The sequence below is a fragment of the Acidimicrobiia bacterium genome (assembly GCA_041394025.1).
Classification (GTDB): domain Bacteria; phylum Actinomycetota; class Acidimicrobiia; order IMCC26256; family JAOSJL01; genus JAOSJL01.
On sequence record JAWKJA010000002.1, the window covers coordinates 96,774 to 117,541 of the forward strand.

The 20,768-nt window shown below is 69.2% G+C and carries 12 protein-coding genes; 5 read left to right on the top strand and 7 right to left on the bottom strand.

Annotated elements, in window-relative coordinates:
- Nucleotides 1-133 precede the first annotated feature (133 nt).
- The gene (locus tag R3A49_00465; GenBank protein ID MEZ5169202.1) at nucleotides 134-1,198 is read left to right on the top strand and encodes an alpha/beta hydrolase; all 1,065 of its coding nucleotides are present in this window, start codon (nucleotides 134-136) and stop codon (nucleotides 1,196-1,198) included.
- A 67-nt stretch (nucleotides 1,199-1,265) separates the two neighbouring features.
- On the opposite strand, the gene R3A49_00470 is transcribed toward R3A49_00465, so the two are convergent.
- A complete protein-coding gene (locus tag R3A49_00470) occupies nucleotides 1,266-2,045 on the bottom strand; it encodes an exodeoxyribonuclease III (protein ID MEZ5169203.1) in 780 nt (259 codons plus the stop codon).
- 20 nt (nucleotides 2,046-2,065) lie between these two features.
- Nucleotides 2,066-5,083, bottom strand: a complete 3,018-nt coding sequence (locus tag R3A49_00475; GenBank protein MEZ5169204.1) for a penicillin acylase family protein — start codon at nucleotides 5,081-5,083, stop codon at nucleotides 2,066-2,068.
- 173 nt (nucleotides 5,084-5,256) lie between these two features.
- Between R3A49_00475 and R3A49_00480 the strand changes: the two genes are divergently transcribed.
- Nucleotides 5,257-6,621, top strand: coding sequence for an MFS transporter (locus R3A49_00480; GenBank protein MEZ5169205.1), 1,365 nt, complete (start codon nucleotides 5,257-5,259; stop codon nucleotides 6,619-6,621).
- Between the two features lie 94 nt (nucleotides 6,622-6,715).
- Nucleotides 6,716-7,855 (top strand): CaiB/BaiF CoA-transferase family protein, encoded by a 1,140-nt coding sequence (locus R3A49_00485; protein ID MEZ5169206.1) that lies wholly within the window; start codon nucleotides 6,716-6,718, stop codon nucleotides 7,853-7,855.
- A gap of 8 nt (nucleotides 7,856-7,863) precedes the next feature.
- On the opposite strand, the gene R3A49_00490 is transcribed toward R3A49_00485, so the two are convergent.
- The 5 genes from R3A49_00490 to R3A49_00510 all read right to left on the bottom strand — a co-directional run bounded on the left by R3A49_00490 (nucleotide 7,864) and on the right by R3A49_00510 (nucleotide 14,423).
- Complete coding sequence (locus R3A49_00490) at nucleotides 7,864-9,594, bottom strand: amidohydrolase family protein (protein MEZ5169207.1); 1,731 nt, start codon at nucleotides 9,592-9,594, stop codon at nucleotides 7,864-7,866.
- 88 nt (nucleotides 9,595-9,682) lie between these two features.
- The gene (locus R3A49_00495; GenBank protein ID MEZ5169208.1) at nucleotides 9,683-10,759 is read right to left on the bottom strand and encodes a Rieske 2Fe-2S domain-containing protein; all 1,077 of its coding nucleotides are present in this window, start codon (nucleotides 10,757-10,759) and stop codon (nucleotides 9,683-9,685) included.
- A gap of 48 nt (nucleotides 10,760-10,807) precedes the next feature.
- Entirely contained in the window at nucleotides 10,808-12,010 is a 1,203-nt protein-coding gene (locus R3A49_00500; GenBank protein MEZ5169209.1) for an amidohydrolase family protein, read from the bottom strand.
- A gap of 35 nt (nucleotides 12,011-12,045) precedes the next feature.
- Entirely contained in the window at nucleotides 12,046-13,173 is a 1,128-nt protein-coding gene (locus R3A49_00505) for an LLM class flavin-dependent oxidoreductase (GenBank protein MEZ5169210.1), read from the bottom strand.
- A gap of 149 nt (nucleotides 13,174-13,322) precedes the next feature.
- The gene (locus R3A49_00510) at nucleotides 13,323-14,423 is read right to left on the bottom strand and encodes a 5-(carboxyamino)imidazole ribonucleotide synthase (protein MEZ5169211.1); all 1,101 of its coding nucleotides are present in this window, start codon (nucleotides 14,421-14,423) and stop codon (nucleotides 13,323-13,325) included.
- A gap of 160 nt (nucleotides 14,424-14,583) precedes the next feature.
- On the opposite strand from R3A49_00510, the gene R3A49_00515 reads away from it, so the two are divergent.
- Both R3A49_00515 and R3A49_00520 read left to right on the top strand, forming a co-directional pair.
- On the top strand, nucleotides 14,584-19,251 hold the full coding sequence (locus R3A49_00515; protein ID MEZ5169212.1) for a glutamate synthase-related protein: 4,668 nt from the start codon (nucleotides 14,584-14,586) through the stop codon (nucleotides 19,249-19,251).
- 137 nt (nucleotides 19,252-19,388) lie between these two features.
- Nucleotides 19,389-20,735, top strand: a complete 1,347-nt coding sequence (locus tag R3A49_00520; GenBank protein ID MEZ5169213.1) for a M20/M25/M40 family metallo-hydrolase — start codon at nucleotides 19,389-19,391, stop codon at nucleotides 20,733-20,735.
- The last annotated feature ends 33 nt before the right edge of the window (nucleotides 20,736-20,768 follow it).

Sequence of the window (20,768 nt, forward strand, 5' to 3'; positions counted from 1 at the left end):
TAGTGGGCGGTCCGATGTGAGCGACGATCGTGTCCGACGAGCCAGGTGAGCGGGCGACCTGAGCCCCACGGACCCTGGATAGGTGAATCTTCTACTACGGGATCGCGCGGAGAGTGCGAAGGTCCACCACTTCGTGGCCGAAACCGTCGACAATGCCCGGATGGACCGCCTCAGCCACGACGTCATCCAGGTAGATGACGACCTGCGCGTGGGTGTCACGTGGGGCGGACGGGGCATCCCGCTGGTACTGCTCCACGGCTTCGGGGCCGAAACGCGTCTCTACGCCCAGTCGTCCTCACGGCTCACCGAGCTCGGTGTCCGTGTCATCGGGATCGACCTACCCGGTCACGGGGAGTCGCCCCCTCTGCCCGGCCGCAGCGGCGTGCGGGAGTGGGCCGGCGTCGTGGCCGACACGCTCGACCATCTCGGCGTCCGGCACTGCCTGGTCGCCGGTCACTCGACCGGGGGGCGCGTCGCCACGGAGCTGGCCGTTCTGCGCCCCGAGCTCGTTTCGTCTCTCGTGCTCATCGACGCCATCGTGGGCGCAGCGTGGGACCGGCGACGCGACACGCTCCTGAGATTCCCGCCGGCCCTCCTGCCGTACATGGCGGGCTTCGTGATCGACTGCGCCGACACCGCCCCGCCACACAGGGACCGCGAGCAGGCCCGGAAGCTGCGCCGCCTCGCGGCGCCCGTGCTCGGGCGGAAGATCCGGCGGCCCGGGTGGATCACCTCCGGTGTCAGCTCCGTCCTCCTGTCGCCACCGTCCGCCCCCACCCTGGACCGGATCCGCGCCAACGGGACGCACGCGACCGTGCTGCACGGCGAGCGGGACCTGATCGTCCCGTTGGAGTGCGGCCGCGACGCCGCGTGCCGACTCGACGCGGAGCTCGTCGTCATCCGCCGCGCGCGCCACTCGTGGGTGCTCGACTGCCCGCAGACGCTCCCGGTTCTCGTCGACGGGCTACTCGCCGGCGCCGTCGGTGAGGCGATCAGCCGCGTGGCGCACGGCGCCGGTGTGCGGCGTGCCCTCCCCACACTCGAGGAGTTGGAGTCGGTCTGCTACCGCCCCGACGCCCGGGTCCTCGGCTTCCCGAGCGTGCGGCGCCTGGTGCATCCCGTGGATCACCCTCCGCGCTACGACTGGACCGTCGAGGTCCCGTCCCCGAAAACCCGCGACGCCAGCGCCCTCGGCTGATTTCCGTTTCTGCGTCCATTTCGTCTCGGGGGCCGCAGGATACCTGCGGCCCTGACCCTCGCCTCGGTCAAGCCAGGTCGAAGTCGACGATGACGGGTGCGTGGTCGGAGGGCTTCGTTCCCTTGCGGGCGTTGCGGTCGACGATGGCCCACGACGCCGTGTCGGCGGCCACCTTCGTCGCGAGGACCAGGTCGATGCGCATCCCCCGGTGCTGGTGGAAGTCGCCACGTCGGTAGTCCCAGTACGAGTAGAGGCCGGCGTCGTCGTAGAGGCAACGGAACGTGTCCTGGAGGCCCCAGTCGCACAGGGCGTCGATGGCCGCACGTTCGGGATCGCTCACGTGGGTGGCGCCCTCGAAGGAGCCGGGGTCCCACACGTCGCGGTCGTCGGGGGCCACGTTGAAGTCACCCGCCACGATGACGGGGTCGTCGGCCGAGAACCGCCCGTCCAGCCACTCGCGTAGGCGCTCGAGCCACACCAGTTTCCGGTCGTAGTGGTCGGTGCCGATCTCACGACCGTTCGGGACGTACACGGAGGCGACCTGAGCCGCTCCGCAGCGCGCGGCGAGGAGGCGGGCGTCACCGTCGTAGGGGTCGTCGAGCTCACCGAAGCCGGCGGTCACGTCGGAGAGGCCGATCCGCGAGAGGATCGCCACGCCGTTCCAGCGGCCCTCCCCGTGATGAGCAGCCTCGTAGCCGAGAGCCTCGAAGGTCAACTGGGGGAAGGCGTCGTCGGCGATCTTCGTCTCCTGGAGGCAGACGACATCGGCGTCGGCGTACCCGAGCCACTCCTCGACGCGCGGGAGGCGTGCCTTCAGCGAGTTGACGTTCCAGGTAGCGAGGCGCACGGGTTGCGGGAAGGCTCCGGTCAGGTGCCGGGCTTGCGCTGTGCGCGCACGAGCATCACGACGATGCTGATCACGATGAGAGCACCGATCACGATGAGGATGAACACACCGATGTTGCTGCTCGATGACCCGTCGCTGCTCTCGGCATCAGCCGTGCGCAGCTCTGCCCTTCCGTCGGTGTCGAGCTGCACGACCTGTTGGAACGTGGGCCGGTTCACCCAGTTCATCGGTGGTACACCCACCAGTAGCGAGGAGTACTCGATCTGGTCGTCAGCGACCGTGCGCTCCCACGACGACACGGCGGTCGGGTCTGCGCTGTCCTTGAACTCCTCCTCGAGCAGCGGGATGGTCGACTCGAGTGAGTCCCACAGGACCGTGCGGCAGGCTTCGAGGTCGCCGTTCCCGCAGTAGGTGCGGTCCCAGGCTCCGTCGGTCGGGGTGCCGGCGACGTTGGTGAGGTCGTTGTAGACCTGTGGGTAGGAACCTTGCGAGAACGACGATCCCTGATGGTTGTCGGGGCTGTTGTGGATCCCGAGGTCGAGCGCCCGGAAGGCGTCGCCGGAGTTCTCCTCGGTGAAGATGGCGTAGGTGAGCGGCTCCCACCAGGCGTCCATGATCGCGGGCCCCACCGGCGTCTCGTAGACCGTGTCGGCCTTCTCGCGGGCGCGACGGTGCCCGTCGAACTCCAGCCAGAGTTCCAGTTCCTCGCGCATGGCGGCGAGCCGCTCGTCGCGGCCTTCCGGCGGTGTGAGGCCCATGATCTCGAGCAGGACGGGCAGGATTTCCTGCGCGCGCAGGTCGGTCGTGGCGGCGTCCTCCATCGCATCGACGACGGCCGCACGGTCGACCGGCTCACCGCTGTCGATGGCCTCCTCGATCCGCGAGTTGAGCATGTCGACGCGGTAGATGGGCCCGAACGACCACTGGTCGTCGGCCGACGTGAACTTCGGCGCCTGCTTGTTGTTCCACGACGTCACGTAGCCCCGGTCGGGATCGGCGTCGTGGGGCTGGTCCTCGGCGTCGAGGAAGCCGGTCCAATCGAACTCACCGCCCCCCGTCGTGGGAAGGGTCGGGTCGACCCCCTCGGCGCGTTGCGGGCACTTGCACGTGTGCTGGTAGCCGGCGGTCTCGGCATCCACGTAGAACCAGTTGAAGCTGAAGGTGATGCCGTCGCCCATGGCGCGCCGGAAGGCCTCGTAGCCCTCCTCCATGAACTCGGGGTCGTTGGCGTTGCGGAACCCGGCCGCCGACACGATCTCCTCGAAGTAGGTGGAGCGGTCGGTGGCGATCGCCACCGGCGTGCCGTCCTTCAGGGTGCCGCGCTGGTTGATGGGGCCGTAGTCGGGGGCCCGTTGGATGGTCCATGTCAGGGTCACGGGTGGGCCGGACGCGATCCCGTCGGTGGTCTCCACGACGTGGTCGAACGTGTCGATCTCCTTGCACTCACCGTCGTGCATGTAGCCGTCGGCGGTTGTCGCATCCACCTCCGACTCCCGACCGTCGGCCCAGCACAGCTCGAGGACGAAGTCGTCGATGTTGTCGGCGCCCGACGACGTCGCCGACCACGCGTAGTCCTGGCCGCGCCCGATGAGCACCCACATGTCGATGCCCAGGAACCCCATGCCGCGGGCGTCGATCCCGGGCCCGTGGACGTCCTTCTCCACGATCAGCTCCGGGACGGAGTACCCGATCTGGGGGCCGAAGACGGCGATGGGCCGGCCGTCGTCGGTGTGCTCCCCGTTCACGAGCAGGGCGTTGCTGGCCGACGCGGGCTGCGTGGAGGCGTGGTCGAGGCGGCCGAGGAAATCGATGACCGTCTCGGGAGGAGCCGGGCTCGCGGGACCGCCGAGGGAGGCCTCCCCGGCGGAGTCCTGACCGGCCCCCTCGGCAGCGGGCACCGGCTGGGCGGACTCGGGGTCGCCGGCCCCCACGGGGAACAGGCTCTCGCAGTCGAGGTCCGCCACGGCCGCATCGTCGACCGGGCCGAGGTCGTCCATGTACGGCGCAGGCTGCGTCGACGAAACCGGCGCCGACGGGTCGTTGGCGAACTTGAGGTCGTCGTAGACCTCCCGGGCCTCCTCGGCCCCGAGGGCCTCGGTCATCGCTTCAAGACCGCAGTAGTTCTGGACCTCGCGGCCGCCACCCTTGCCGAAGATGCCCCCGATGAGGCCACCGATGGCGACCGCATCCGTTGTCTCCCACGGTTCGGGGGTCGTGCCCAGCAACTGGTACTCGAACGGCAGGAGGGTCTCGTCGGCCTCGGCGTCGGCGAGGAAGGCGTTGACGCCCTCGGTGTAGGCGGCGATGTCGTTGTAGACGTCCTGCTGCTCGGGGGTGCCGTCCTTCAGGGCGTCGATCTGCTCCTGGAGATCCGCCTCGGTGTAGGGCGCGTTCTCGAGCGTGTCCAGGTCCTGGCCGATCAGCGTGTCCGAGAAGCCGACGAACTCGCTGAGTCGCCCGCGCCCCGTGTTGCGCAGGACGTCCATGTAGAGGATGCGGTCCTCCGCGGTGGCGTAGCCCTGGGCGAACATCGTGCCCTCACGGGTGTCGCCGAAGATGTGGGGCACGTTGAAGCTCTTGTCGCGGATGATCGTGACGTCGTCGCGGTCACCGGGCTGGTACGTGCGTCCTACGTCGTCGGGCTCCACGCCGAAGGAGGCGTCCTTGAAGTAGTCGAGGAGCTGGTCGTCGGAGAGGCCGGGGCTGTTGAAGACGAGGTCGTTGTACATGATCCGCTGGTCGGCGAAAAAGGGGGGGAAGCCCGTCTCGTCGCCCGCGGCGTCGGCCTCCGAGGCCTGCGCGAAACCCTCGGCGCTGAGCGTGGCGGTCTGGCCCGGCGGAAGGACATTCAGGAACCCGCGGGCGTCGTCGAACTCCTGGTAGTGGCCGTCGGTCACCTCGGTGCCCTCGGCAGGGGCGTCCTCGGCGGGGCTCTCGTCGGGATCGGGCTCTCCCGCTCCCGCCACCCCGGCCGTGAGGACGAGCGCGGCGGCCACGAACACGGCGCTCCAGCGCCGGGCTTTGCGTCGGACAAGCATGGTGGGCCCCTTCGACCGGTCGGCACCACCACGGTGCCGGAAGCCGACAAGGTATCCCGCGCCGATCCGGGACGCTGACCCGGGTCGGAGGAGTGCCCGAGCCTCCGGCGCCGCGTGTGAGTCGTCGCTAACATCGGTGGGCACATGGTGGCCGACACGACGCGTGAGGTCCTGTGACGGACCCCGATCCCGGTCACGGCAGCGACCACCTCGCCCGCCGCCGTGACAGCACACTGTGGCCCTTCGGCCTCATGCCGGCCTTCGTGCTGGTGCTGGTCAACTTCCTCGACGGGGCGGAGACGAACATCCTTCCCGGCACGCTCTCGCTGCTCCAGGACGACTTCGGCTTCTCCGATACGGCGGGTGGTGCGCTGGCGACGGCCATGGCCGCCGCCGGTCTCCTGGTGGTCCTTCCGGCGGGCTACATCGCCGACCACTACCGGCGCACGAGAACGCTGGCGATCGTCGTGGCGCTCTGGTCGGCCCTGTCGGTGCTCTCCGCGGCCGCGCTGGGCTTCGCGATGTTCGCCGCCGCACGGTTCGCCATGGGCGCCGCCAACAGCCTCGACAACCCACCGGCGTCCTCACTCATCGCCGACTACTACCCGCCTGTGTCGCGGGGAAGGGTCTTCGCCGTCCAGCGCGTCGCGTGGTCCATCGGCGTCGGTGTGGGAATCGCCGTGGGAGGTGCTGTCGGGGGCGCCCTCGGGTGGCGGGCCGCCTATCTGGTTTTCGTCGCGCCCGGGCTGGTCGTCGCGCTCCTCGTGGGGCTCCTGGCCGAACCGCGCCGGGGAGCACTCGACCACGTCCGCACGACGGGGCCCGCGTCGGACCGGGAGCACGACCTGGTGACAGAGATGGAGCTCGGGGAGGCGTCACCGACGCGCCAGGGCGTTCGCGAGTACCTCGACGGTGTGCGCGAGCTGACACGGATCCCGACCGCACGGCGGCTGTATCTCGGCCTCGGCGTCGCGATGGCCGGATTCAACGGTATGGCGTTCTGGCTCCCGTCGTTCCTCGAACGAGTTCACGACCTCAGCGAGGCCGCGGCCGGTGCGGTGACGGGGGGCCTCGTCGTCGTGGTCGCGCTGTCGGGTGCGCTGGTGGGCGGCCATCTGGGCGACCGCGCAGCCGCTGATGGCGGGAGCGGGCGCCTGAGCATCACCGGAACCGCACTCGCAGGAGGCGCCGTTCTCGCGGCCGTTGCCTTCCCGGTGCCCGTGGTCGGGCCCCAGCTGATCGTCTTCGCCGTCGGGGCGTTCGTCCTCTCGATGGCGATCCCGAACTTCGCGGCGGCGATCGCCGAGGTCGTGCCCGCGCGCCGTCGCGGCACGGGCTTCTCGCTCTACTACTTCCTCACGATTCTCGGTGGGGCGCTGGGGCCCCTCGTCATCGGTGCCGTGTCGGACCTGACGGGCTCGCTGACGGCGGCGATGGCCGTCTCGATGCTCCCCGCGATACCTGGCGGCCTCTACGTCCTCGGGGCACGCCACACGCTCGAAGCCGACGCGCGCGCCGCGATGGGTGGCCCGGGGTGATCACCGTGACGAGCGCGCGCCCGCCCGGCGCGTGCGGACCCGTCCTGCGCGCCTAATGTGCCCGCGACCCGACAGCACCGGCAAGGAGACGCACGTGGGACCCCTCCAGGGAATCAGGATTGTCGAGCTCACCGGGATCGGGCCCGGTCCCTTCGCAGCCATGATGCTGGCCGACATGGGCGCGGAGGTTCTGCGCGTCGACCGCGCGCAGCTGGTCCGTGACGACTTCTCGGGCTCGAACCCCGAACTCCTCTTTCGCGGTCGACGGTCGGTGGGGGTCGACCTCAAGAACCCCGACGGTGTCGAGACCGTGCTACGCCTCGTCGAGAGTGCCGACGCACTCATCGAGGGGTTCCGCCCCGGCGTGGCCGAGCGTCTGGGCGTCGGCCCCGACGAGTGCGCGGCCCGCAATCCCAGACTCGTGTACGGGCGGATGACGGGATGGGGTCAGGAGGGGCCCCTCGCGACCGCCGCCGGGCACGACATCAACTACATCGCGCTGGGTGGCGCCCTGGCCCACATCGGTCGCCCCGGTGAGAAACCGGTTCCTCCCCTCAACCTCGTCGGCGACTTCGGTGGTGGGGGGATGCTGTTGGCGTTCGGCGTCGTGTGCGGGGTGCTCGAGGCCGGGCGCTCCGGAAAGGGTCAGGTCGTCGACGCAGCCATGGTCGACGGCACCGCCACGCTGATGACACTCATCCAGGGTCTGCAGGGGATCGGGATGTGGAGCGACGAGCGGGGCACCAACATGCTCGACACCGGCCTGCCCTACTACGACACGTACGAAACGGCCGACGGGAAGTACGTCAGCATCGGGTCGCTCGAGCCGCAGTTCTACGCCGAGCTCCTGGAGAAGACGGGACTCACCGGTGAGGGATTCGAGGCGCAGGACGATCCGGCGCTGCGGCCGCGACTCCGGGAACGTCTCACCGAGGTGTTCCTCACCAAGACGCGCGACGAATGGTGCGAGACCCTGGAGGGCAGCGACGTCTGTTTCGCGCCCGTGCTCACGATGAGTGAGGCGGCAGAGCACCCGCACGCCAAGGCCCGCGGGACGTACATGGAGATCGACGGGTTCGTGCAGCCGTCGCCGGCTCCCCGCTTCGGCCGGACGACACCTGCCGCGCCGACAGCGCCGGTCTGGCCGGGGGAGAACACCGACGAGGCGCTCACCGACTGGGGTTTCGACGCTTCCGACATCTCCGCCCTGCGCGAATCGGGCGCGGTGAAGTAGCTGTCCGCTCAGGAGCTGCCCGGAACTCTCACCGTCTCGGTGTCGCGACCGGAGCGCAGGACGGTCCCGGGGACCGCGCCCGTGCTCTCGTTGTCGATCACGGTCCGGACGCCGTTCACCCACACCCCGCGAATGCCCTCGGGGCGGGAATGCAGCCGCTCGTTGCCCGCCGGTAGGTCGGCCACCATCCGCACCGGTCCGGCCCCGATCGTGTCGGGGTCGAACAACACGAGGTCGGCGTGGGCACCGTGCTCGATGCGACCACGGTCGCGCAGCCCGAAGAGCCTCGCCGGCGTGTCGGTGATGAGCTGGACGGCACGCTCGAGCGACAGGAGGCGGCGCCCGCGGATCGTGTCGCCGAGCAACTCCGTCGGGTAGGTGCTGCCGAGCATGCGGTCGAGGTGTGCGCCGCCGTCGGACCCCCCGATGAGCACGCGCTCCTCGTCGATGAGCCTCATGCGCATCCTCCAGCTCTCGTCGTCGTCCTCGAGGGGGAGGGGCCACAGCACGGTACGGAGTTCGTCGACCAGCACGATGTCGAGGAGTGCGTCGAAGGGCTCGGTGCCGCGCTCGTCGGCGATCTCTCCCACGGTCCGTCCCTCGAGCGGCTTGTTCTCCTCCGAGAAGGTGTCGCCGATCTCGTAGTCGCGGAACCGGTTGAAGCGCTGCATGACACCCGCCTTCTCGTCGTGGATGTCGCGCAGCATCTTTTCGCGTACCCGGGGATCACGCAGCCTCTCCATACGCTCGGGGATCGGCAGCGTGAGGATCTCGTCCCATCCCGGGATCAGTGTGAGGGCACAGCGTGTCCGGAAGCTCATGTTCATCGGGACCAGCACCGGCATCGTGAGCGCCACGACCCGCGCACCGTGTTCCTCCGCATACTCCGAGGCAGCGAGTTGGCGTTCGACCTTGTCGGGCTCTCGGGAATCGACGGTGAGAACGTTCCAGTTCAGCGGCCGCTTCCCGGCCAGGGAGATCCTGGTGAGCCGCTCGATCTCCTCATCGGTGAATCCTTTGAGGCAACCGTCGGTGATGTACTCGAGGGTGGTTCCCTCGAACTCCGACACGACCGACGCGAGGGCGAGCACCTCGTCGGTGGTGGCGGCACGCGAGGGAACGGGATTTCCGTCGCCGTCGTCGTGGGTGAACGACTGGGAGGACGAGAAGCCCATTCCGCCGGCGTCGAGGGCCGCCCGCAGCTCGTCCTTCATGGCTTCGATCTGCTCGTCGGACGCCTCGTTGCCGGTGCCGGCGGCGCCCATGACGTACCGGCGCAGCGCGCAGTGGCCCACGAGGAACGCCGCGTTGACGCCCAACGTGCCGTCGAGGCGGTCGAGGTAGTCGCCGAACGACGTCCAGTCGGCGGGAACGCCCTCCATCAACGCCTCGATCGGCATCCCCTCGACCTCGGCGAGCATCTCGAGGGACCAGCGTCCGTCCTCGTCGCGCAGCGGAGCGAGCGTGAAACCGCAGTTGCCGTTGATAGTGGTCGTGACACCGTGGAGGTTCGACGGGGCGCCGTAGGGGTCCCAGAGGAACTGCGCGTCGTAGTGCGTGTGAGGGTCGATGAAACCCGGAGCGAGCACGAGCCCGGTGCCGTCGATGGTGGCGGTGGCGTCGCCGGTGAGGGCGTCTCCGAGGACGACCCGACCGTCACGTACGCCGACATCGGCCCGGCGCTCGGGTGCGCCTGTCCCGTCGACGAGGCGGACGTCGGTGATGAGCAGATCGAGCACTGTGGATCCTCACGTTTCCTGTCCGTTGCGTTTCACCCACGCGAGGGCGGACGGTCCGTCGACGAAGCGGTGGGCGGTGCTTCGACTCTCAGCCGCGCAGCATGTCGCTGCGCACGGTGTCTTCGGACTTCAACCGGGCCGAAGCGGTCTGCTTCGTCGTCCCCTCGGCCTCGGGCCTGCCACTGCCGGGGCGGTTCGGAGGGTACATGGGCCGGTCGAGCTCCAGCCCTTCAGCGTAGAACTGCGAGGCCCACTTCCGGAACTGGAGGTACGGCCCGTCGGTGTCGGCCAGCGCCGGGCGCGTGACGTGGGCCTTGTTGCGCCAGATGGGCAGGTCCTCCACGACCTGCTGGGAGACCTCCTCGACGAACGCCTGCCCGACCGTCGAGGTGAGCTCTGCGTCGTCCAGCTTCTTGGCCGTGAACGTGAAGCGCAGCTCCGTCTCGTCCTCTGTGACGGGTGTGTTGCAGCCCATGAGCAGCGTGTCGACGATCCCCGAGAAGCGGATGAGGCTGAAACCGGGACCGTGCTGGTCGATGTCGATACGGCCGTCCACGACACCCTGGGGTGTGGGGAACCGCTGCAGGGAGCGGATCTTCGTACGCGGCCCGTCGGTCTCGTACTCACGGACCTCGGGGACCTCGTCGGTGTTGTGGACATAGCGGAAGTGGGCCGAGTCGACCGAGTTCTCGGCGATCTCCTGCCACGGCGCGGGGATCGGGAAGATCCGGGCGACGGGAGTGCTCCAGTTCTCGTGGTCGGAGAACTCCGGGACCTCCGGTATCTCCCACATCGGCTTCTCGTCGAAGGGGTGGTACCACGCCATGACCGTGCCGTTGCGCTCGATGACCTCGTAGGTGCGCAGGCACGCCGACTTGTTGACACGCGTGGAGTAGGGGATCTCGCTGTTGCGCCCGTCGCCGTCGAACTTCCACCCGTGGAACGGGCACTGGATCTCGCATCCCTCCACGTGGCCGCCGTGCCCGAGGTGGCCACCCAGGTGCGGGCAGATCGCGTCCTGGAGGTGGATACCACCCTCGGTGTCGCGCCACACCACGAGATCGCGCCCGAAGTAGTACAGCGGCTTGACGTCACCGGGCTTGACATCGTCGGGCCAGCAGACCTGGAACCAGCCGAACGGGATCGGGAACGGGACGTCACGCATGGTGTTCTCCTGGATGTGTCATCGGCGGACGGATGGGCGCGGGCCTCGTCACACCTCGAGGTCGAGACCGAGGAGCTCGATGGCGTTGCCGCGCACGAGCCTGCGAACGGTCGCATCGTCGAGGTGGCCCATCAGCTTCTCGGCTGTCTGGCGGCACGTGGGCCACGTGCTGTCGGAGTGCGGGTAGTCGGTCTCGAACAGCAGGCGGTCGGCGCCGATCTTCGACAGCGCCTCGGGGCTCAGGCCGAACTCGTCGTCGAAGAAACAGCCCGAGATCTGCCGGTGGAAGTACGTACTCGGGGGCTGCGGGACCGACTCGGCGACGTCGCCCCACGCCCGGTTGCTCTCCCAGACCTTGTCGATCCGCTCGAGGATGTAGGGGATCCAGCCGATCTGACCCTCCGAGTACGACAGCTGGAGACCCGGGTGGCGCTCGAGCACACCCGAGAGCATGAAGTCGACCATCGACGACATGGCGTTCCCGAACGTGAGTGTCGATGCAACGAGCGGGGGCGCGTCGGCCGAGGTCGAGGGCAGCTTCGACGACGACCCGATGTGCATGTGGATCGAGACGTCGGTGTCCTCACATGCAGCGAAGAACGGCTCCCAGTGGTCGCCGTGGATCGACGGCAGGCCGAGATAGGCCGGGATCTCCGAGAACGACACGGCGTGTACGCCACGGGTGGCGTTGCGCCGGACCTCCTCGGCGGCGAGGGCCGGATCCCAGAGCGGGACGATGACGAGGGGAATCAGCCGTCCACTCGAGTCGCCGCACCACTCGTCGACCATCCAGTCGTTGTAGGCGCGCACGCACGCCAGTCCGAGTTCGTGGTCGTCGATCTCCGTGAAGGTCTGACCACAGAACCGCGGGAACGTGCTGGGAAAGCAGAGCTGCGCCTCGATGTGCGCCTCGTCCATGTCGGCGAGGCGCGCGGCGGGGTCGTAGCAGCCGGGGCGCATCTCGTCGTACGTCGTCGGCGTCACGGTCACGTCGGCACGGTCGTAGCCCACGGCCGACTCCACCCGTGTGCGCGGGATGAGCAGGTCCTCGAACCGCCACCAGTCGCACTCCGGGCCGTCGTCACCGGTCTCGAAGCTGAACACGCCGCCCACGTACCCCATGTGGGCGCAGGGGATCCGCTCGACCCTCGGGGCCCGTTCCGCGAAGCGCGACGGCAGGTAGGTCTCCCACAGGTGCGGGGGCTCGATGACGTGGTCGTCCACCGAGACGATCCTCGGAAAGTCCTTCATCTCCCACCCCTTCCGGGCGCTCGGGATCCCCGTGCTCAGGACCTCGCTGCTTCCCGCATCCGGGTGGTCCGGTGAACCGGATCGGTATCGAAGCGGGGGAGGACCTCCTTGCCGAACAGCTCGAACGAGCTCAACGCGTCGTCGTAGGAGATCTGGGTCGTCAGCGGGCTGAACACCAGCTGGTCGATTCCGATGTCCCGGTAGATCTCCACGCCCTCGGCGCAGTCATCGGGGTCGCCCACGACGACGGCGCCGCTCGCGCCGAGCTTCTCGGCCTCCTCAGGCGTCGGCTCCGGGATGAGCTCGGGCCACTCGGGGACACCCTTCGGGCGCGGGAACGTGTCGAGCCACTTCATGACGAGGGAGTGGTAGTACGACATGCCGACGGTCGACGCGAGTTCGAACGCGTCGTTTCGGTCCTCCGTGCAGATCATGTTCGTGACGCACAGGATGTTGTCGTTGACGTAGTCGCCCGGAGGCTCGGCGTGCTTGATGGCCTCCTTGTAGACGCGCACCGCCTCGGGGATCTTCGACTTCTTCGGGGGGCCGAAGGCGAAACACAACACCCCCAGCCCCAGGCGAGCCGCGATCTCGAACGTCTCGGGATTCCCGGCCGCCACCCACATCGGTGGGTGCGTGTCGCCGTAGAGCTTCGGAACGATGTCGCGCTCGGGCATCGAGAAGAACCGGCCCTCGTGGCCGTAGGGCGAGTCACGCCACATGCGCGGAATCTGCGCGATGGTTTCCGTCCACATGTCGCGCGTGCTGTCCCAGTCGTCGACACCGAAACCGCCCATCTCGGTCGTGGAGGAGCCACGCCCGGTCCCGAACTCGAATCGCCCGTTGCTCAGGTGGTCGAGGGTCGCGACGACCTCGGCGACGCGTGCCGGGTGGTTCACCGGTGGGGTGATGTTGATGATGGCGGACCCGACGTGGATACGCTGCGTCCGGGCGGCCACGAACGAGCAGTACACCTCGGGGCTCGCCATGTGGGAGTACTCGGTGAGGAAGTGGTGTTCACTCGCCCACGCGTACTTGAACCCGAAGTCCTCCATCCGGACCGCCAGCTCGACGCTCTCCAGCAGTCGTTGGTGCTCGAGGTTCGGATTGGTGGCGGCCAACGGCTCGGGAACCGCGCCCTGGGCAAAGAATCCGAACTCCATGTGGTCCTCCGTTCGCCGTGGCGGACCCTCCTCGAGGGTGCCTCGGAAATGAAACGTGTTCTAATTTCGAGTTCACTCTAGCTGCCCGGCGGTGTGACCGTCACCCCGGAGGCGCCCACGGCGCGCCCCGGGCTCCCCCTCCCACCGGGTCAGGCGTCGCGGGGCGTCGGCGCTGCGCCGCAGAGGCGCCGAACGAGGGGCTCGAGGCGTGCCGCGTCCGGCGCCGTGACGGTCACGTGGCCGACCTTCCGCAGCGGCCGCGGGGCCTTGCCGTAGTCGTGGAGGCGCGCACCCGGGACGGTGGCGACCACATCGGCCTCGGGAACCGCGCCCAGGCAGTTGACCATGGCTGCCGCGCCCGGAACGTCGGTGGGCCCGAGCTCGAGACCCACGACGGCACGAACGTGGTTCTCGAACTGGCTCGTGGCGGCACCCTCGATGGTCCAGTGGCCCGAGTTGTGTACCCGCGGTGCCATCTCGTTGGCGAGGAGCCGGTCACCGATCTGGAACAGCTCGACGGCGAGCACACCCCGGTAGCCGAGTTCGTCGAGGATCCGGGTGGCAGCGTCGATGGCGGTGGTGGTGAGCCCAAGCGTCGCGTCGGGCGCCGGGGCGACGCTGAGCCGGAGAATCCCGTCGGCGTGGGTGTTCTCCACGAGCGGGTAGAAGGCGGAGTCGTCGACTCCACGCACGGCCAGGATCGACAGCTCCCGATCGAAGGCGACATGCTCCTCGGCGAGGAGTGGGTGGGCTCCGAGCGCTTCCCAGGCCGCCGGGAGGCCGGCCGCGTCGCGGATCGACTCCTGGCCCTTCCCGTCGTAGCCGCCGCGTCGGGTCTTGAGCACGAGGGGGTACCCGAGGTCGGCGGCGGCATCGGAGAGATCCTCTTCGGAGTCGACGGTCCGGTAGCGGGCCGTGTCGATGCCGAGATCCGTGAACATGGTCTTCTCGGCCAGTCGGTCCTGGGCGACCTCGAGTGCAGGAGGTGGGGGATATGTGGGGACCTGCCGCGCGAGCCGGCGCGCCGACTGCACGGGCACGTTCTCGAACTCGTAGGTGCAGACGTCGCAGACGTCGGCGAGCATGTCGAGCAGGACCGGGTCGTCGTAGTCGCCCACGAGGAGATGGCCGGCACGCCGGGCGGGTGCGTCGGGAGCGGGGTCGAGCAGCGTGCACGCGATCCCCAGGCCGTGGGCGGACTCAGCGAGCATGAGGCCCAGCTGACCACCGCCGACGATCCCGAGACGCATGAGCGTCGACGCTACAATGCGGGCCGCGACACCGGCGTCGCCACCCGATGCACGGGCCGATCCGCTACGGCGGGTCAGATGGCCCACCCCATGCACACGGCTCGGCGACGGCCCGGGGTCCCGGACGCTCGCCACGCCACGCCGACCTCAGGAGAAGGCCTTGCGAGCGAACACGAGCGGCGGGTCCGTCGACAACGGACGCACGGCGGCGCGGCGCCGCGCGGAGATCGACTCCTGCGGGATCGGCTTCGTGGCCGACGCGCAGGGCCGAACGTCCCGGTCGATCGTGGAGGCCGCCCTCACCGGCCTCGCGAACGTGCGGCACCGCGGCGCGATCGCCGCCGACGGTGTCTCCGGTGACGGGGCCGGGATCCTCACGACGATTCCCGGCGAGTTCTTCGCACGCATCGCCCACGACGAGCTGGGCGGTTCCGTCGCAGCAGCCGACGTGGGCGTCGTCACGGCCTTTCTCGACCGCCACAAGGACTCGGCCCGTAGCGGGGCACTCCAGGCGGTGGCCGCGGCGTGCGCGGCCGAGGGCATCAAGCTGGTCGGTTTCCGGACCGTCCCGGTCGACGACGCGCAGATCGGACGGCAGGCGAAAGCCGAGCTCCCCGCCATTGTTCAGGCGGTGCTCCAACGCCCTGACGGCGTCGACGACGCCGAGGCCGAGCGACGCGCCTACCGGGCCCGCCGTCGCGCGGAGGCCCAGTGTGCCGAGGAGAGGGTCCGGAACTACTTCGCGAGCTGGTCCTTCCGAACCGTCACCTACAAGGCGCTCGTCACCAGCGACCGTCTCGCTGCCTTCTATCCGGACCTCTCGGCCGACGACTTCGTGGCACCCCTGGCGGTGTTCCACAGCCGTTTCTCGACCAACACCTCACCGGCCTGGGAGCGGGCGCAGCCCTTCCGGATGATCTGCCACAACGGTGAGATCAACACCATCGCGGGCAACCATCACCGGATGCTCGCCCGCGGGCGTCTCGGCACGGAGGAGATCGGCCTCGGAGAGGAGGAGATCTTCCGGCCGGTCCTCGACGTGGACGACTCCGACTCCGGAAAGGTCGACGCCGCTGTCGAGCTCCTGGCGCGCGGGGGACGCGATCCGCGCCACGTGCTCGCCATGCTCGCCCCTCAGGCCTGGGAGGGTCAGAGGGACCTCCCTCCCGATGTGCGCGATTTCTTCCGCTACCACGCGTGCCTGAGTGAGCCCTGGGACGGCCCCGCCGCGCTCATCTACACCGACGGCCGCCTGGTCGGGGCATCGCTCGACCGCAACGGCCTTCGACCGATGCGCTACCACGTGTGTGAGGACGGCCTCGTCGTGTGCGCGTCCGAGGTCGGTGCCGTCCCGACGGAGGGCCACGGCGCCGTGGCACGTGGGCGCCTCGGGCCGGGGCAGGCGATCTGCGTGGACCCCGACGCCGGAGGCGTGCAGCACGACGCCCGGGTCAAGGAGTGGCTGGCCGGGCGTGCTCCCTACGAGGAGTGGGTCGAGGACGGTCTCCAGCCGTTCAGCCTCGGGAAGCCCGTCGAGGACCTCCCCGACGAGGAGGAGTTCCAGCGCCGCCAGATCGTGTACGGCATCACGCGTGAAGAGGTGGCCATGGTGCTCAAGCCCATGGCGAACGACGCCAAAGAGCCGACCTTCTCCATGGGGGACGACACGCCGTTCGCCGCAGCGGCGACGCAACCACGTCCGGTCGCCAACTTCCTCAAGCAGCGCTTTGCTCAGGTGTCGAACCCCGCCATCGACCACCTGCGTGAGCGTCTCGTCATGTCGCTGAGGACCTGCCTCGGCCCTCGCCAGCCGATCCTGACCGAACGGCCCGAGGCAGCGCGCCTGCTCGAACTGCCGTCGTTCTTCCTCTACCCGTCGGCACTCGACATGCTCCTGCGACCCGACGCATCGCTTCCGAGCGTGCGTATCGACTCCACGTTCCCTGTGGCCGAAGGCCCGGCCGGTCTTCGGGCCGCTCTGGAGGGGATCGCCGCCGCTGCCGTGGCCGCGACGCAGGCGGGCGCCCCCATCGTCGTGTGCTCCGACGCCGATGTCGACGCCGAGCGCGCCCCGGTCCCGTCGCTGCTCGCCACCGGTGCAATCCACCATGCGCTGATCGACGAGGGGCTCCGCGACTCGGCGTCCCTCGTGATCGACGCCTCGGACGCTCACGCTACCCACAGCGTTGCGTGTCTTCTGGGCTTCGGTGCCGACGCCGTGTGCCCACGCGCCGCCCTCGAGTCGGTGGCAGCGCTGGCCGACAGCGGCCAACTGGGTGAGCACCCGGCGGCCGAGGCCCAGAAGCGCTACCAGGCCGCCCTCGAGGACGGAGTCCTGAAGATCCTCTCGAAGATGGGGATCTCCACCGTCGACGGCTACCGCTCCGCGCAGATCTTCGATGCCCTCGGCCTGGGGGAGGAGGTCGTGTCGCTGTGCCTGCGGGGTGTGGTGTCGGTCGTGGGCGGTGTGGGTTTCGAGCGGCTGGGCTCCGACGTCCTCGCGCGCCACGACGCGGCCTTCCACTCGGAGAAGCCCGCTCTGGCCAGCCCCGGCTTCTTCCGCCACCGCAAGGGTGGGGAGTACCACGCCAACAACCCCGATGTCGTCGACGCTCTGCACCGGAGCATCGCCCTCGAGCCTGCCGACGGTGCCAAGGGAAAGCGGAGCAAGGACTCCACAGGCCGGCTCGACCGCATTCCCCAGGCGTCGGCCGACGAGCAGGGCCAGGTCATCTACCTCGGCGACGACGGGGAGCCGCTTCCCGCTGCCGACCCCACCGACGTGGCGGCCGCCCACCTGCTCCAACGAGCCGTCGACGAAGGGCGTACGGAGCTCTACGCGACGTTCGCATCGATGGTCAACGAGCGGACCGTCACCGAGATCCGCGACCTCCTCGAGTTCGTCACCGTCGACGAGCCGCTCCCGCTCGACGAGGTCGAACCGGCCGAGCAGATCACGCGTCGGTTCTCGACCGGCGCCATGTCGCACGGCGCGCTCTCGGCGGAGGCCCACGAGACCCTCGCGATGGCGATGAACCTCATCGGCGGGAAGAGCAACTGCGGTGAAGGTGGTGAGGATCCAGCCCGCTTCCGGACACGCGGGACCACACGCGACCGCAACTCCCGGATCAAGCAGATCGCCTCGGGACGCTTCGGGGTGACCCCGGAGTACCTGTCGTACGCCGACGAGATCAACATCAAGGTCGCGCAGGGCTCCAAGCCCGGTGAGGGCGGACAGCTCCCCGGCCACAAGGTGAGTGGCGAGATCGCCCGCCTTCGGCACACGCAGCCCGGCGTCGGCCTCATCTCACCGCCTCCCCACCACGACATCTACTCCATCGAGGACCTGGCACAGCTCATCTTCGACCTGAAGCAGGTGAATCCCCGCGCCGAGGTGTCGGTGAAGCTCGTTGCCGAGGACGGCGTCGGCACGATCTCCTCGGGCGTCGCGCGGGCACTCGCCGAGACCGTCCAGATCTCCGGCTACAACGGCGGGACCGGCGCGTCACCACTCTCGTCGATCAAGAACGCAGGAATGCCGTGGGAGCTGGGCCTGGCGGACGCGCACGCAACGCTGATGGAGGACGAGTTGCGCGACCGCGTGAAGGTCCGCGTCGACGGAGGCTTCCGCACGGGGCGCGACATCATGATCGCGGCGCTGCTCGGGGCCGACGAGTACTCCTTCGGTACCGCGGCGATGCTCGCCGAGGGCTGCATCATGGTGCGTGCGTGCCACCGCGACACCTGTCCCACCGGTATCGCCACGCAGCGACCGAACCTGCGTGCAAAGTTCGTGGGGACGCCCGAGGGCGTGGCCACGTACATGCTCTTCATCGCCGAGGAGACCCGGCGTCTCCTGGCCGAGCTCGGTCTCCGGTCCCTCGATGACGCCATCGGCCGTGTCGATCTGCTGCGACAGCGGGTCACGGGGGACGACCACGCCGACTCCCTCGACCTGGCGCCTCTCCTCCGTGAGCCGGCCGATCCCGACGCCCCCCGACGTTTCGTGCGCTCCGTCGACATCCAGCGTCCACGGTCGGAGCTCGACAAGCGCCTCCTGCAGGACGCGTTCGGGGTGCTCTTCGAGGGTGGCGAGGCGACCTTCGACTACGAGATCGCCAACTCCGACCGCACGGTCGGGGCGTCCCTCGGCGGGGCGATCGGCCTCGAATGGGGGAACCACCTGCCACCGGGCCACGTCACCGCACGCTTCACCGGGTCGGCGGGCCAGAGCTTCGGGGCGTTTCTCGCCGACGGCGTGACACTCGAGCTCACCGGGGAGGCCAACGACTACGTCGGGAAGGGTCTCGGTGGAGGGCGCCTGGTGATCCGCCCGCCGGACAACGATGCCGGTCGTCCCGTGCTCGCCGGCAACACGGTTCTCTACGGCGCGACCGGAGGCCAGCTCTTCGTCGCCGGATCGGTGGGCGAGAGGTTCTGCGTCCGCAACAGCGGTGCGGTGGCCGTTGTCGAAGGAACCGGGGACCACGCGTGCGAGTACATGACCGGCGGCACCGTCGTGATCCTCGGCGAGATCGGCAGCAATCTGGGCGCCGGCATGACCGGTGGCGAGGCCTACGTCCACGACCCGACAGGCCGGCTCCTGAACACGATGAACCGCCAGCTCGTCGACGCCCGCCGGCCCGACGACGACCACGACCTGCACTTCCTCATCGAACAGCACGCGCTGCTCACGGGCTCCGCGGTGGCGGCCGATCTCCTCGAGCGCTGGAGTGAGACGCGCACCGAGTTCTGGCGAGTCGCGCCGATCGGCGAGGTCGCCGGCATCGCCCGCGAGCAGGAAGTGTCACTCGGTGCGACGCGCTGACGCGCGCCGCACCTCGCTTCTCTTCCGCTCCTGGCAGCTTGTCCGATGCCTCGACTCGGGCGGCGCAGGATACCTGCCCCGCTCGTCCTCGTCTCGGTTCGTGAACGGTGGTTAACGGGGCGCGGTAGGGTGCGGGTGTGGATGCCGCCCTCGACAGCGACGTCGGTGAGGTCGCCGAGCTCGTCCAGAACCTGATCCGGAACCGCTGCGTCAACGACGGCACTCCCGGGTCGGGCCAGGAGACGCGCAACGTCGACCTCCTCGCGGGGTACCTCGAGGGAGTCGGCCTCGATGTCGAGCGCTACACGGCGAGCCCGGGTCGGGAGAGCCTGGTGGCCACGATCGAGGGCAGCGATCCCGACGCACCGACGCTCACGTTGCTCGGCCACACCGACGTGGTCCCTGTCAACGAGGACCGCTGGAGCCGTGACCCGTTCGGCGGAGAGATCGTCGACGGTGAGCTGTGGGGTCGCGGCGCCATCGACATGTTCAACCTCACGGCATCGATGGCCGTCGCGATTCGCCGCCTCGCCGGTAGCGGGTTCACGCCCCGTGGAACGCTCCGCTTCGTCGCCGTCGCCGACGAGGAGGCGTCGGGGGTCTACGGCGCCAAGTACCTGGTCGAGCAGCACGCCGACGCGGTCCGTACCGACTACGTGATCACCGAGTCGGGAGGCTTCCCGATCGACGCCGGCGACGGGTCGATCTCCATGCCGATCCTGGTCGCGGAGAAGGGCACGATGGCCTCGCGGCTCCGGGTCACGGGGACCCCCGGCCACGGGTCGATGCCGTACGGCACCGACAACGCCCTCGTGAAGGCCGCGGAGGTGCTGAAACGGCTCGACAACTACCAACCTCCGACGCGGGTGTCGGACCACTGGCGGCGGTTCGTGGACGGCTTCGGATACCCGCCCGAGCTCACGGGCCCGCTCACCGACGAGGACACCCTCGCCGCAACGTGTGCGGCACTCCCCACGGCCATCGGCAAGATCGCGTACTCGTGCAACCACACGACGCTCACCCCGACCGTCATGACGGGCGGCACGAAGCGCAACGTGATCCCCGACTCGGTCGACATCGAGCTCGACATCCGCACGCTGCCCGGTGACGATCCGGCGTCGGTACGGGGGATGATCGGCGAGGCGCTGGGTGATCTCGCCGACCAGGTCGAGTTCGACCCCGGGGTCGTGATCCCGGCCAGCGAGTCACCCGCCGACACGCCGTTGTGGGACTCGCTGGGTCGCGTGGCGAACCATTTCTACGGGGGTTCCTCTCTCCTCCCGATGCTCATGCCGGGTGGTACCGACTCCCGGCACTTCCGCAGCCTCGGCGCCACCTGCTACGGCTTCGGGATCTACTCCCGCCGGATGGAACTGGACAAGATCGCCACGATGGGACACGGCGACGACGAGCGGATCGACCTCGACTCGCTGCGCCTCATCGTCGACATGTGGGACGTGCTCGTGCGCGACTTCCTCGGCTAGCGCCTCGGGTTCCCTGCTTCGTCTCGGGTGGCG

What these genes read in the sequence shown, in the direction of transcription:
- R3A49_00475 (MEZ5169204.1), bottom strand. Translation starts at nt 5,083, where the DNA reads ATGCTTGTCCGACGCAAAGCCCGGCGCTGGAGCGCCGTGTTCGTGGCC.
- R3A49_00495 (MEZ5169208.1), bottom strand. Translation starts at nt 10,759, where the DNA reads ATGCGTGACGTCCCGTTCCCGATCCCGTTCGGCTGGTTCCAGGTCTGC.
- R3A49_00500 (MEZ5169209.1), bottom strand. Translation starts at nt 12,010, where the DNA reads ATGAAGGACTTTCCGAGGATCGTCTCGGTGGACGACCACGTCATCGAG.
- R3A49_00505 (MEZ5169210.1), bottom strand. Translation starts at nt 13,173, where the DNA reads ATGGAGTTCGGATTCTTTGCCCAGGGCGCGGTTCCCGAGCCGTTGGCC.
- R3A49_00510 (MEZ5169211.1), bottom strand. Translation starts at nt 14,423, where the DNA reads ATGCGTCTCGGGATCGTCGGCGGTGGTCAGCTGGGCCTCATGCTCGCT.